Source organism: Pseudomonas sp. 910_21 (assembly GCF_052850735.1).
The window spans coordinates 76057-89853 of sequence record NZ_VXCY01000007.1; the positions used below are offsets into that span (position 1 = coordinate 76057).

A 13797-nucleotide genomic window follows, 5' to 3' on the forward strand; every position below is an offset into this window, starting at 1 on the left:
TTCAGGGCCTGCGGTGCGACAGCCTGTTCCGTCGGGTGCTCAAGGGGGGCTGGGCTATCAGGTCGAAACCTGGAGGATGTACAAATGCGCGCTGATGCTCAAGCGGGGAGTGGCGGGTGAGGCATTGGCTGATCGGCGAAAGCCGTTGCGACGCTAGATGATATTATTGTGCCTTTATTTTCGCCGGCGTATTTCCCCACGCTTCCCCACTGGCAATCAGGGCGTCCGGCTATAGCGAGGCGCTGCGCCAGGGCGTGTCGGTTGGAGAGCGCCAGGCTCCCCGAGCGGATAGGAATGAGACAGACAATGGAATGCACAGCTGTGCGAGGGAATGCAATGAGTAACAACAGTGCCATCGATGTACTGCGTTTTTGGCGGGACGTGGAAATCTTCAATATTCCCAGTCCTCCCGACAGAGAGTCCAAACCCCGCAACAAGGTGGCCTATTTCCAGCCCGGTCAAAGGCTGCCCTGGGAGCAGGGCCACCGCGACTCGTTGCTGTCCAGCGACAGTGAAGAGTGGAGTCATGCGGTTTTTCTCGGTGTCGCAGAGGCGCGCGACTGGGCCAGGGTCCTGTTGCAAGCAGTGACCCCCGAGACTCGCCTCAGTGAAGGTGATCTTCAGCAACTCAATGGCAAAGGCTGGATTGCCGCCTTTGTGGTCAATGGCTCGGGGCAACGATTGGCGGACTCCTATGTGCCGGCGGGCTTCACCCTGGGTATGCGTCGTCTGCTGAGGCGGCAAACACTGGATGGTTTGCACGACGACATTCAGGAACAGGCCGCAGCCTTCAAGGAACGTTGCCCGGAAGTGACGGCGGTGGCGGTTGTCGAGCCAGAGATTGAGGGCGTACAGGGCGGCGATACGGGCGGTGCAGCCAGCGATGCAACCTTGACCCGGCCATTGGCCTGGGACGAATTGAACGAAGAACTGAACCTTGCATTGGCATTGTTCAGGGCGGTGTCTCTGGACTTTCCTCTGAAGGTGGTGATCAAGTCGACTTTGCGTCGGCGGCGCAAGGGCAATGAGCCGGACAAGGCAGAGAGCGACATCGACTTCCTCAATTCGTTTTACCTGAACGATCTTGATCGCCTGATCAAAGCCGCCGACAGCGGCCAGTCCCTGGGGAAGACCCTGAACCAGTATCTGGGGCCTTGCTCTGCAAGCGATCAGCGCCAGGACATCCTGACGCGGCATGGGGCGATGGTCAGTTGCATTACCCCCGACAAGCTGACCTTGGGACGCTGGCCTGCCTCCAGCCAGCACCATCTGATGTTGGCGCAGCAGGCGGCTGTGGGTCAGATCAGCGCTCAGTTGCACAAGGACCGGGGACTGATCGCGGTCAACGGCCCGCCGGGAACCGGCAAGACCACCCTGCTTTGCGATGTGGTTGCGGACATCGTGGTCCAGCGCGCTTCTGCGCTGGCCCGGCTCGATCACCCCTGGAGCGCGTTCGAGAAAAAAACCACCGTTGGCGGCATGAGCGTTTACCCGCTCTTGCCATCGATTGTCGACGGCACAGCAATCGTGGTGACCAGCAACAACAACACGGCGGTTGAGAACATCACCCGGGAGCTGCCTGCGCGGTCCAAGCTGGCCAAGGATGAACACCTGGACGCCGGGTACTTCCAGGAGGTCGCGGCCCAGGTATTCGCCGCGGCCGACATCAAGACACAGGCCTGGGGGCTGGTTGCTGCAGCGTTGGGCAACAGTGACAACCGGCGCAAGTTTGCCAATGCTTTTTTCCGTGACTATCACAAGGAGCCTTACACGCCGGGCCAGCCCACCGATATCAAGACGCTGCTGGAGACGCCACCGGCCGATGCGGAGCAACAGTGGCGGGCGGCCAAGCAGGAGTTCCTGCGGTTGCGTGGGCTGGTCGAGGCGCAACAGGCAACCTTTTCCAAGGTACTGGAGGCGCTGGCCAACTCGGCGATGCTGCGTCAGCAGGAAGCGGCGAAGCAACGCCAGATCGATGAGGGGCGGGTGCGTCTGCAGCAGTTGCCGGCTCAATGGCAGGGGCGATTGTCGACAGCGGATGCCGGGTTGTCCCAGTCTCGTGTCCGACTGGAGCAGGCCGAGGACCAGGAGCAGCGGGCACGCTTGCAGGAGCAGATTGCCAATGATCGCTTGCAGGCGGAGCAGGGCGACAGCCTCTTGCCTCTGTGGGATCGCTGCTTGCGAGCCTTGGGTTTCGTCACTCAGCGTTGTCGGGACTGGGCCGAGTCGAGTCGTCGCCTGCGCACAGCCAGGGCTGATGCCGCGCAGGCATGGCAAGACGCGATTGAGCAATCAGCACGCTGCAAGCAGGCGTTCATCCAGGCGCAGTGTCAGCTTGAGGTCTGCCGCGCCGGCTTTGAACGCGAGCGTGCCACTCTGGAGAGTACCCAGGCCCAATGGCAGCAGGAGCTCCGGCAATACGAGCAGCGCCGGCATGAGTTGGAGCGCTTGGTTGGTGAGTTCAAGGCGACCGGGGCCAAGGTGCCTGATAGCGAGTTCTTCAAGCAGGACGCTGCTTCGCGTCACTTGGCCAGTGTCTGGGTGAACCCTGAATTCGATGCATTGCGCGCCCAGTTGTTTCTGGCCGCACTGCGTTTGCACGAGACCACCTTGTTGGCGAGTCATGGCAAGGCCATTGCCAACCTTCGAGCGTTCAAGAAAATGCTCATGCGCGAGACCCCGGAGCCGGTTCAGGAACACCAATTGAGCATCCTCTGGAACATCCTGTTTTTTACCGTGCCAGTGGTCTCCAGTACCTTGGCTTCCTTTGATCGGCTGTTCGCCGGGTTTGGGCGAGAGTCGATTGGCTGGCTGTTGATCGACGAGGCCGGGCAGGCCACTGTGCAATCGGTAGCCGGGGCGTTATGGCGCAGTCAACGCGCGGTCATCATTGGTGATCCGCTGCAAATCGAACCGGTCATGACGGTGCCCGGTGCCATTGTCGCCGAGCTGCGTCGGCGTCATGGGGTGGACGTAAAGTGGTCGCCTGCCACCGAGTCGGCCCAGACCCTGGCGGATCAAACCATGGCCCTTGGCGCCTGGATCGGTCGCCCCGATTCTCAGGAGACAGCCGTTTGGACGGGCTTGCCCCTGCGGGCCCACCGACGCTGTATCGATCCGATGTTCAAGGTCGCCAACGATATCGCCTACGCCGGGCAGATGGTGCAGGCCAATACACATCCTGCATCGATCAATTGCCTGTTGGGCGACAGTGCCTGGCTGGATGTGCAGGGCAGCTCGAGTGATGGGCAAGTGGTCGCCGAGGAAATGGACTTTCTCGAGGCCGTGCTGCTCAAGATGCGCGCCAACTGGCCCACCAACGGCGATGGCAAGCTGGCCAGCGTGTTCGTCATTTCGCCCTTCAGGAAAGTCGCCCAAGAGTGTGGCAGCGTCTTCAAACGCGCTCACATGAGCAAGAAAGACTGGCCAGTGGATTGGGGAACCGTGCATCGGTTCCAGGGCAAGGAAGCGGACATCGTGCTGATTGTCCTGGGGTCTGCGCCAGGAGATGCAGGCGGTGGCAGTCGCCACTGGGCATCGTCGAAACCCAACTTGCTGAATGTTGCGCTGACCCGTGCCAAGGCGCGGGTCTATGTGATTGGCAGCATTCAGGACTGGAGTGCCTGTCCCCAGTTTGGAACCCTGGCCAGTACGTTGCGCATTTGTCGGCCGCGCCGGGTGGCGCTCGATACTGCGGATTCGCCGGGTTAGCCGCACGGAACAGGGGCGAACGGGGCAGGGGGTTCAGAGGGCTTGAACCGTCCTTGCCCATGAGCCCTTGGCAGCCAGGTGCTGAGCGTTTTACGGGTAACGTCCGCCATCGCCGCAAGGGCGGTGGTGGACGATCAGCGCAAAGGCGCGAGGCTCAGGCGGCCACTTGCGCCTGAATCTGCAACTGGCCATCCACGTCACGGGTCAAGCCGCTGGCCACGAACAGCGGCACCAGCAGTTTGTGCAGCTCGGGCTCGACCAATTCCTTCACGGTCGCCAGGTCCAGGTTGCCGCTGGTTTGCAGCTCGGCCTTGGTGTAGGACAGCCAGGCCTTCTTCAGGGCTAGCAGCACGTCGCTGCCAGCGGTGGAGGCGAAGCGGCGGTGGGCGATCCGGCCGGCGAAGTTGAAGCTGTGCTGGTACGCGTAGCCGGTTTCGTCACCCTGGCTGGCGACGCAGCGGCCACAGGTGCAGGGGCCGTCGGCGAAGGCGGCGCGCAGGTAACTGTTGAAGTCGACGATGGGCTTGAGGGCCAGGCGCTTGTCGACTTCGAACAGGTCACCGGTCATTTTTGCTTCACTGCTCAAGGTCAGGTTCCTCAGGGTCGGACGGTGTATTTCCAAGGGGCGCACCATACCAGCCGGATCGGCGCACGGGTACTTTTCTGGCATTGTCCGGCCCCGGAGGCGGGGCGGCGATCTGCTAGGATTCAGTCGGTTTTGCCAGGGGTGCCGTTGGGGGCCCATTACTCTGCGAGGAAGCTGCATGTCGATCTACACCATCACCGTTCCCTGTTTCGCCCAGATGCTGCGGGCGCTGAGCGGTCTGCTGGCCAAGGGCGAGGAACGTGCTCGGGAGCTGGGTTTCGATCCTCAGGTCCTGCTGGAATCGCGCTTGGCCCCGGACATGCATGACCTGGCGGCCCAGGTGCGTTTCGCCTGCACCCAGGCCCGGGAAGCGGTGCAGCGCCTTGGCGGACAACCGGTGACCGTGCTGCAGGCACCGGCCACCATGGCCGAGGCCAAGGCGCTGATCGAAGACACCCTGGCGTTTCTGGCGGCAGTGGATCGTGAGTTGATCGACAGCAGCGGACAACGGGCCGTGGCCATCGAGCTGCACACTGGCATCGCCTTCGATATGACCGGCGAGGAATTCGCGCGCAACTGGGCGACGCCGCAGTTCTATTTCCATCTGGTCACGGCCTACAACATCCTGCGGCATCACGGCGTGCCCTTGGGCAAGGCCGATTATGCCCAGCACATGTTTGCCTATCTGCGTCAGCCGGAATGAACGTCACCGCGCCGGCCGCAGCAACTGCAGCCACTCCTGGACCGCCGGCCGTTGCCATTGGCGCCGGGCATATTCCATCAGGTTCGCGGGCATCGGGTCACCGTTGAGGATCAGGCGGTTGAGCATCAGTGCCAGATCGACATCGGCAATCGACCATTGGCCGAACAGACATTCACGGCCATCGGCCAACAGCCCTTGCGCGGCATCGATCAGCTTGCCCACCGCCGCTTCGGCGGACGGCGACAGGGGCTCGCCCTTGCAGCCATAGAACACCACCAGGGTCGAGCGCTCCTGGCGGATCGGCAGCAAATCACTGCGCAGCCAGGCCTGGACCTGGCGGGCCTTGGCTCGCTGTTGTCGGTCGTGGGGATAGACGGGTATCTGGGGGAACAGCTCCTCCAGGTATTCAGCAATGGCCGAGGATTCGGACAGGGCAAAGCCGTCATGTACCAGGGTCGGCACCCGCTGGGTCTGGGACAGCCGGGCATAGTCCGGGGCGCGATTTTCACAGGCATCGAGGTCAAGGGGGATGAGTTCGAAGTCGATGCCCTTTTCCCGCAACACCACGAACACTGACAGGGCGTAGGGGCTGGTGAACTGGGCATCGACGTACAAGCGAGGGCGGGGGGAGGCGGTCACGGTGGGATCTCCAGGAGGGGAGTGCACACGCTAAGAGATCCCGGGCGATAAATAAAATGCGCGATTTTTATCCGTGCATTCCTCGCCGGAATACCGGCCGCTATCAAATGTCCTTGCCGAGAAAACTGTCGCTGTCCAACGGTGCCTGCTTGCGTGCCCTGAAGCGCCTGAGCAGCCGGCCGTCGATGGCTGCCAGGCCCAGGGCGATCATGCCCATGCCCAGCAGGTGCCTGGTGTGCAACTGCTCGCCCAGCACCAGGCAGCCCAGGACAATGGCGCTGATGGGAATCAGGAAGGTCACCAGCATCAAGTTGGTGGCGCCGGCGCTGGAGAGAATCCGAAAGAACAGCACATAGGCCAGTGCGGTGGACAACAGGGCGATTCCCAGTAGCGCGCCCCAGGTGGCCAGGCTCGGTAGTGGCAGGTTCCAGGGCCGCTCCAGCAGCAGCGCCAGGGGGATCAGCAGCAGGCTGGAGGCGCAGATCTGACCGCTGGCGCTGAGCAGTGGGGCGACGCCCATGGCCTTGAAGCGCCGGCCGAAGACTCCGGCGAAGGCATAGGACAGTGCTGCACCCAGTACCGCCAACTGTGCCCCGAGATGATCCCCGAGGCCCGCCAGGGCGTCGGGGCCGATCATCATCGCCACCCCGACAAAGCCGACCAGTACCCCTGCCAGTTTGTTGCCGCTGATTTTTTCATCGGTGGTCAGGGCGTGGGCCACCAGTACCGCGAACAGGGGCGTGGTGGCATTGAGAATGGCGGCCAGGCTGCTGGCGATATGGGTCTGGCCCCAGACAATCAGGCAAAAGGGCAGCAGGTTGTTGAGCAGCCCCATGCCGAAGAACGCCAGCCACACTCGTCGGTCCCGGGGCAGTGACAGGCCGAGGATACGGATCAGCGTCAGCAGGGCGAGGGCGGCCAGGCTCACCCGCAGCATGACGATGGTCAGTGGCGGCAGCTCCTTGACGGCAATCGCGACAAAAAAGAACGAGCCACCCCAGAGGATCGATAGCACCAGCAATTGCCCCCATTCCATCACTCCCATGACTTTTTGCTTGGTCATGCCGCTTACTCCCGCGTGTTTCAATGATTGAGTCCTGCTCGTCGATGCACGGACGCCGTGGCTATTTGAATGACTGCCGTGTCGAATTATTCTGCGAGTTGCGACCGCGGACAAACGAGCGTTTTTCGCTCCATGGTTGAGGAGGGCTAAATCATGAGCATGGCCTTGCCGCCCCTTGCGGCACTGCGCGCATTTGAAGCCACAGCGCGTCATCTGAGCGTGACCCTGGCGGCCAGGGAGCTGAATGTCACCCCGGGGGCTGTCAGCTTGCAGGTCAAGGAACTGGAGGCGGTGCTGGGGCTCGCGCTGTTTTTGCGCCGCCCCCGGCGCTTGATCCTGACCGCGGCCGGTGAGGAGTACTTCGCGACCTTGCGCACGGCCTTTCGGATGATGCGCGAGGCCACGGCGCAGATAGTCGGGCGTGGGCGTCTGGAGGTACTGGTGCTCAGTTGCACGCCGAGTTTCGCTACACAGTGGCTGGTGCCGCGGCTCTCGGGATTCGAAGCGCAGGCACCTGGGGTGGATGTACGGATCAGCGCCTGCAACCGCCAGGTGGACCTGGCCCGCGATGGCGTCGATCTGGCGGTGCGCCACGGCTTTGGCCGCTATGAGGGGCTGCTCAGCGAACGCTTGCTCGATGACCAGTTGACCCCGGTGTGCAGCCCGCAGCTGCTGGGGCAGGACGCCGGCCTGACGGTCGCCGAGCTGGCAGGGCTGCCGTTGTTGCACGATGAGCATCGTCACGACTGGCCGCTGTGGCTGGCGGCGGCCGGGGCCGGGCAGATCGACGGCAGCCGGGGCCGGGTGTTCGTCGACAGCAATGGCGCCATAGAAGCTGCCAAGGCGGGTCTGGGGGTTGCCCTGGTGCGCCGCTCGCTGGTGCGCCGGGAACTGGCCGAGGGCTGCCTGCTGGCGCCGCTTGCCCAGGGTGTGGCCAGTGATCTGGCTTACTATCTGGTCTATCCGGCAGCGGCCCTGGAGCGACCCAATGTCGCGCTGTTGCGCCAGTGGCTGCTGGCCGAAGCCGGGCGTGCGCCCCCCAGCGGCGGGCCGCTGGCATAGTGCGGTGCGCCTGTCCCGCATGACTGGCCAGCAGTGGCAGGCACTTTGCCTTGATCGATAAGGCAATCTGCTGGCCCCGCACTGGCCGAGGTATCGGCAAAATCACTTTATTTTCAGGTGGTTAGGTGACCGATAAATGCGCCATGTGTTGATAATGCTGACTTCCTGCGCCCTGCTGGGCGGGGCCGGGATGGCCCAGGCCGGGAAGCTGCAGGCCAATGACCGTTATGTCTGCAGCTGGGGCGCGGGTACCGCCGCCAGGGCTCAGGAGCTGAAGTTGTCCGGGGTGTCACTGTACGCGGCGCGGCAGAAGATCCAGGCCTACAAGTTCAGCAAGGGCTGGATGCGCATGCTGGCCCTGGGGATCACCGAACAGACCTACGACAGCTCATCGCGGATCCGGCCCGAAGCCTTGCGCAAAAGCTTTTACGACGACTGTGTGCGCTACAAACTGGCCCGTCGATAGTGGCTGTTACAGGCTCAAGCCTGAGTGTTGCGCGACGGGAACGCAGGCTCTGATCCGTATTTTTCTCGCTCATCTGCATCTGTTATCAGAACAGCCAAGGTTCGAAAATGGCGCGCCCACTTGGTCTCCTGGCTGGAGACCCGGTCCGCTGCACCGCAAACCTAATGTTCAGGAGGCCTGATGACTAAGATGGCGTTTTTCTTGTTTGGATTTTTAGCCTTGACCATCGCTATCGGTGCGCTTGCCACTATCTCTCCGACATAAACGGGGCCGTTCGCGGCTCCGGTTTCATTTCCCTTCGCCATCAGTGGCAGGGCAGCTCAGCCACTGCCACTGATACCTGGCTTCTATCTGGAAAACTTCTTCGCCCCGGCCACGCACAGGATCACCGCCACTGTGACCCCGAACATGCCCAGGCTGACCTGTTCATGCAGCAGGCCGGCGGCCAGGGCCAGGCCGAAGAACGGCTGTAATAACTGCAGTTGGCCGACGGCGGCGATCCCGCCCTGGGCCAGCCCGCGGTACCAGAAGACAAAACCGATGAACATGCTGAACAAAGAGACATAACCCAGGCTGAACCAGGCGGGCAGGCTGATGCCGTTGAAGGAGGGCGGGGCGCTGAACAGGGTCAGGAGCGCCATGACCGGCAACGACAGCACCAGGGCCCAGGAGATCACCTGCCAGCCCCCCAGGGTTCGGGACAGTTGGGCGCCCTCGGCGTAACCCAGGCCGCACACCAGCACCGCCAGGAGCATGAGCAGATCGCCCTTGGGCGACGCCGACAGACCCTGGGACAGGGCATAGCCCACCACCAGCAGGCTGCCCAGCACCGAGAACAGCCAGAACACCGGACGCGGTCGCTCACCGCCGCGCAATACGCCGAATACCGCGGTGGCCAGGGGCAGCAGGCCGAGAAACACGATGGAGTGAGCCGAAGTCACGTACTGCAGGGCCAGGGCGGTCAGCAAGGGAAAGCCCAGCACCACGCCCAGGGCGACGATGGTCAGGGGCAGCAATTGCTGCCTGCTCGGACGTCGCTCCTTGAACAGCAGCAGGATGCACAGGGCCAGGACCGCGGCGATGGTGGCGCGGGCAAAGGTGAGGAACAGCGGATCGAACTCCAGCACCGCGACCCGGGTCGCCGGTAGCGAGCCACTGAAGATCAGCACCCCGATAAAGCCGTTCAGCCAGCCGCCGGCGGTTTTTTCCAGCGGCGGGGATTGCAGGTGCGATGTGCGTTCCATTCAACAAGTGCTCACTACGGTTGGCAGGGGCAGGCCCGGGCTGGGGCTTGCGTCCAGCTCATCCTAGGATTGAAAATCAGCACAATCAAAAAATTGTCATGGATACAGCGTCAATGGCCCGCGCCCGCTACAAGCAGTTAGTCGATGTCTTTGCCGCCGATATCCGTCGCGGTGTGCTGGCCCCAGGCACGCGCCTGCCCACTCATCGAGAACTGGCGGCCAGCGAAGGGCTGGCGCTGGTGACCGCCTCGCGGGTGTATGCCGAGCTGGAAGCCATGGGCTTGATCAGCGGCGAAACCGGGCGTGGCACCTTTGTCCGGGAAACCGCTCTACCGCCCGGGCAGGGCGTGGATCAGCAGGCCACGGCGGCCGGAACCCTGGACCTGAACTTCAACTACCCGTCCTTGCCCGGGCAGGCAGAGTTGCTGCGCGCAGCCTTGCGTCAGCTGGCGTCCTGCGGGGACCTGGAGGCCCTGCTGCGTTATCAGCCCCACGCCGGCCGCAGCCATGAGCGGGCCACGGTGGCGCAGCACCTGGCGGGTCGCGGGCTGGCGGTCAAGGGCGAACAGGTGCTGATCGTCAGCGGTGCCCAGCACGGCCTGGCGACCACGGTCATGGCCCTGCTCAAGCCCGGCGACGTGGTGGCCACCGATGCCCTGACCTACCCGGGGTTCAAGGTGGTGGCGGATGCCCATGGACTGGAGTTGCTGGCCATCCCATTGACGGCAGAAGGCCCGGACCTCGATGCCTTAGAGCGCTTGTGCCAGCGCCGGCGGGTGAGGGCGGTGTACGCCATGCCGACCTTGCACAACCCCATGGGCTGGGTGCTTGATCTGGCCTGGCGCCAGCGTCTGGTGGCCCTGGCCCGTCAGCATGGGTTGCTGATCATCGAGGACGCGGCCTACGCCTATCTGGCGGACGATCCACCGCCGCCGCTGGCGGCCCTGGCTCCGGAAAGCACGGTCTATATCTCGGGGTTTTCCAAGAGCGTGGCCGCCGGGCTACGGGTCGGCTACGTGGTGGCCGCCGCAGACCGGGCGCCCTTGCTCGAACGCGCGATCCGCGCCACCACCTGGAACACCCCCGGGGTGATGACCGCCATGGCTTGTGCCTGGATCGAGGACGGCACCGTGGCGCGCCTGGAGCAGGAAAAACGTCAGGACGCCCAGGCCCGTCAGCGTCTGGCTCGGGAACTGTTGGCAGGACTGGAGCATATCGGCCACCCCAACTCGTACTTCCTCTGGCTGCCTTTGCCCGAGGAAGTGCGCGCCGATCAGGTGGCCATGGCGTTGCTGCGCGAGAACGTCTCGGTGTCCACCGCCGAGCCCTTTGTCTGCGCCGGGCCGGTGCCCCACGCCATTCGCCTGGCCCTGGGTTCGGTGGACCTGGCCGATTTGCCCGAGGCGTTGGCCAAGGTCCGGCAAGTGATTAGCCGTTACGCGTTCTAAAGCCGCAAACCGCAAGCCGCAAGTTCCAAGCTTTGAACTTGAAGCTTGCCGCTGCTTTTTTTAGAGCTTGAACTGGGTCACCAGCCCGTTCAGGTCCACCGCCAGCCGCGACAGTTCCTGACTGGCGGCGTTGCTCTGGTTGGCCCCGGCCGAGGTCTGGGTCGACAGGTCGCGGATGTTGATCAGGTTGCGGTCCACTTCCCGAGCCACCTGGGCCTGCTCCTCGCTGGCGCTGGCGATCACCAGGTTGCGTTCGTTGATCGCGGTGATGGCCTGGGTGATCTGGTCCAGGGCCAGCCCCGAGGCGCGGGCGGCTTCCAGGGTCAGGTGCGCCCGCTCGTTGCTGGTGCGCATGGCGCTGACGGCACCCTCGGTGCCTTCCTCGATGGTGTTGATCATGCTTTCGATTTCCTGGGTCGACTGCTGGGTGCGATGGGCCAGGGCCCGCACCTCGTCGGCGACCACGGCAAACCCCCGTCCGGCATCCCCGGCCCGGGCCGCTTCGATGGCCGCGTTCAGGGCCAGCAGGTTGGTCTGCTCGGCAATCGAGCGGATCACTTCCAGCACTTGGCCGATATTGCGCACGTCCACTGCCAGGTGTTCGACCCGTTCGCAGGTCTGGGTCACGTCTGCCGCCAGTTGGCCGATGGAGTCCACGGTGTGCTGCACCTGTTCGCGGCCGTGATGGGCGGTGCGGTCGGTTTCCTGGGAGGCTTCGGAGGTGCTCACCGCATTGCGCGCCACTTCTTCCACGGCGGCCGTCATCTCGTTGACTGCCGTGGCGGCCTGTTCCACTTCATTGCTTTGCTGGTGCAGGGTCTGGCTGGAGTGTTCGGTGACCGCATGCAGTTCCTCGGCGGCGGAGGCCAGCTGGTTGGAGGAGTCGGCGATCCGCTGCAGGGTGCCCCGCAGGCTGGCCTGCATGGTTTGCAGGGCCTGCAGCAGGCGCGCCGGTTCGTCCTTGCCGCTGACCTGGATGCTTTGGCCGAGGTCGCCGCTGGCGATGGTTTCCGCCACGGCCACGGCCTGGCCCAGGGGACGCACGATGCTGCGGGTCAGCAGCAGGGCCAGGGCGATAGTCAGGGCCACCACGATCAGCATGATCAGCAGGACCATGCCCACGGCGCCCTGGAACACCTGGTTGCTTTGCGCCGCAGCGGCAATGCCACCCCGGGTGTTGACGTCGATGATGGTCAGCAGCTCTTTGAGCATGGTGTCGGCATTGGCCAGGAACGGGCCGCCGTCGACGATGTCGATCGCCGCTGCCTTGTGACCCTGGCGCATCAGTTCGACAACCCGGTGCTGGTCCTTGATGTACAGCGCCTTGGCACTGACAAAACGCTCGTAGGCCGCCTGTTCCTGCTCCACGTTGATCAGCTGTTCATAGACTTTCTGTTGCGCGTCGAGTTGTTCGTCGAGCTCGGTGATACGCGATAGCAACGCCTGGATGGCGTTGCTATCACGTACCACCAGCATGCGCAGGGTCAGGGTTCGGATCTGGGTGCTGGTCAGGGCTACGGCGTTGGCGGCAACGATCGAAGGCTGCCAGTTCTGGTCGACCTCAAGGGATTGCTGGTTCATGCGTTGCATTTCCAGCAGGGAGAAGCCTCCCAGACCCAGTGCCAGCAGGGCGATCAGGGCAAAGCTGAACCCTGCGCGGCGGGAAATGTTCATCGTTCTCAAGAGCATGACTGTGTTCCTTGTGGCGGCAAAAAGTACAACCGGCGACAGGCATCGCGGTTTGCATCGGTGCGGCGCACAGTGGAGCAGGGCTCCAGGGCGCCGACGGTCTTTTGCACACAAGGCGGGTGGCAGGCGCGTCTGGGCGGCGCCTTATCCAGGGTTTCCAGAGGTGACGGGATGCACGGCCCGGTCTGGAAAACCGGGCGATGATAGCACGATGACATGTCACCGGGTCGGCAGGAACCCGGGTTTCAGTGGCTTTCGTTCTGGAGAAAACCCTGGATAGCGCGTGCGCTGGCTGCAGGGTCCACCTGCATGAAGCAATGCTGGCCGTCGATCACCTGGCTGCTCAGATGCTGGTTGATGGCCGTCCAGCGCTTGATCGACCGGGCCACGTAGGGGTAGCTGTCGCGGCCGTGGATCACCAGGCTCGGGGTCTGCACCCGGCGCAGGGATCGCCACAGGCGCCGCGGGAAGGTGCTGAAGATGTCCACCTCGCGTTCCGGGGAGCATTTGAGCGCCACGCCTTGGCCGTCGTCTTTCAGACCGTGCTCGACGTAGGCGCTCAGGGCCTCGTCGCTCCACCCCTTGAAGATGCCTCGATTGGCCAGGGCGGCCTTGGCCGATGCGCGGTCCGGCCAATGCTGGCGGCGGGCAGCGGCTTTGCGTGCCAGGGTATGGCGACGGTTGAGGCCCAGGGCCGAGAGCAGCCTCAGTGAACTGATCATCGACGGGCTGAAGATCACCGGGTCGAGCATCACCGCCTTGCGAAACAACTGGGGTCGTTCGGCGACGATCAGGCTGGTGAGCACGCCGCCAAAGCTGTGGCCTACGGCGTAGCGGGGCACGTCACCGTAGGCCTTGAGCCCGGCCTCGAAGGCCTCGGCCGCCAGCTCCGCGGTGCGGTTCCAACCCAGGAACGGGCCGCCATGATCGCTGTCGCCATGGCCCTGGACGTCGCTGAGCCACAGGTCGAACGAGTCGGCCAGCAACACCAGCAGGGGGCGATAGGCCATGGAGCAGAAACCGTTGCCGTGGAGAAAGTGCAGCAGCGGTTTGCCCGAGGGTTCGGAGCGCAGGCCGCGCAGGGTAAAACCTTCGGGGCACGGGTAGGACCAGGGAAGCAACTGCATGGGGCCTCTTGGAGAGCGATTAGCACAAGGGGGGCATTGTCGATGGGGCGGGACGCGAG

11 protein-coding genes and 1 pseudogene are annotated in these 13797 nt (G+C 63.7%); 5 read left to right on the forward strand and 7 right to left on the reverse strand.

The window, feature by feature from the left end:
- Positions 1-336 precede the first annotated feature (336 nt).
- Entirely contained in the window at positions 337-3711 is a 3375-nt protein-coding gene (locus FW796_RS21830; protein WP_446440009.1) for a DEAD/DEAH box helicase, read from the forward strand.
- 154 nt (positions 3712-3865) lie between these two features.
- On the opposite strand, the gene FW796_RS21835 is transcribed toward FW796_RS21830, so the two are convergent.
- The gene (locus tag FW796_RS21835; protein WP_446440010.1) at positions 3866-4345 is read right to left on the reverse strand and encodes a hypothetical protein; all 480 of its coding nucleotides are present in this window, start codon (positions 4343-4345) and stop codon (positions 3866-3868) included.
- Between the two features lie 130 nt (positions 4346-4475).
- On the opposite strand from FW796_RS21835, the gene FW796_RS21840 reads away from it, so the two are divergent.
- Positions 4476-5000: a DUF1993 domain-containing protein gene (locus tag FW796_RS21840; RefSeq protein WP_446440011.1), complete on the forward strand. Its 525-nt coding sequence runs from the start codon at positions 4476-4478 to the stop codon at positions 4998-5000.
- 3 nt (positions 5001-5003) lie between these two features.
- Here FW796_RS21840 and yfcF read toward each other — a convergent pair whose 3' ends face one another.
- Both yfcF and FW796_RS21850 read right to left on the reverse strand, forming a co-directional pair.
- Entirely contained in the window at positions 5004-5639 is a 636-nt protein-coding gene (yfcF, locus tag FW796_RS21845) for a glutathione transferase (protein WP_446440012.1), read from the reverse strand.
- A gap of 103 nt (positions 5640-5742) precedes the next feature.
- Complete coding sequence (locus FW796_RS21850; RefSeq protein ID WP_446440013.1) at positions 5743-6702, reverse strand: DMT family transporter; 960 nt, start codon at positions 6700-6702, stop codon at positions 5743-5745.
- A 153-nt stretch (positions 6703-6855) separates the two neighbouring features.
- Between FW796_RS21850 and gcvA the strand changes: the two genes are divergently transcribed.
- Together gcvA and FW796_RS21860 are read left to right on the forward strand one after the other, a co-directional pair.
- Entirely contained in the window at positions 6856-7764 is a 909-nt protein-coding gene (gene gcvA, locus FW796_RS21855; protein WP_404939359.1) for a transcriptional regulator GcvA, read from the forward strand.
- 136 nt (positions 7765-7900) lie between these two features.
- The gene (locus FW796_RS21860) at positions 7901-8230 is read left to right on the forward strand and encodes a hypothetical protein (RefSeq protein WP_346636092.1); all 330 of its coding nucleotides are present in this window, start codon (positions 7901-7903) and stop codon (positions 8228-8230) included.
- 347 nt (positions 8231-8577) lie between these two features.
- Here FW796_RS21860 and FW796_RS21865 read toward each other — a convergent pair whose 3' ends face one another.
- Entirely contained in the window at positions 8578-9474 is an 897-nt protein-coding gene (locus FW796_RS21865; protein WP_446440014.1) for a DMT family transporter, read from the reverse strand.
- Positions 9475-9587: 113 nt separating this feature from the next.
- On the opposite strand from FW796_RS21865, the gene FW796_RS21870 reads away from it, so the two are divergent.
- Entirely contained in the window at positions 9588-10922 is a 1335-nt protein-coding gene (locus FW796_RS21870; RefSeq protein ID WP_404939361.1) for an aminotransferase-like domain-containing protein, read from the forward strand.
- A gap of 60 nt (positions 10923-10982) precedes the next feature.
- On the opposite strand, the gene FW796_RS21875 is transcribed toward FW796_RS21870, so the two are convergent.
- The 3 genes and pseudogenes from FW796_RS21875 to FW796_RS21885 form a co-directional block, all read right to left on the reverse strand.
- Positions 10983-11846: a methyl-accepting chemotaxis protein gene (locus FW796_RS21875; RefSeq protein WP_404939976.1), complete on the reverse strand. Its 864-nt coding sequence runs from the start codon at positions 11844-11846 to the stop codon at positions 10983-10985.
- Positions 11841-12611: pseudogene (locus FW796_RS21880) on the reverse strand (MCP four helix bundle domain-containing protein); the annotation flags it as partial. The gene FW796_RS21875 and the pseudogene FW796_RS21880, both read right to left, overlap by 6 nt.
- 245 nt (positions 12612-12856) lie before the next feature.
- Entirely contained in the window at positions 12857-13738 is an 882-nt protein-coding gene (locus FW796_RS21885) for an alpha/beta fold hydrolase (RefSeq protein ID WP_346636096.1), read from the reverse strand.
- Positions 13739-13797: the final 59 nt, after the last annotated feature.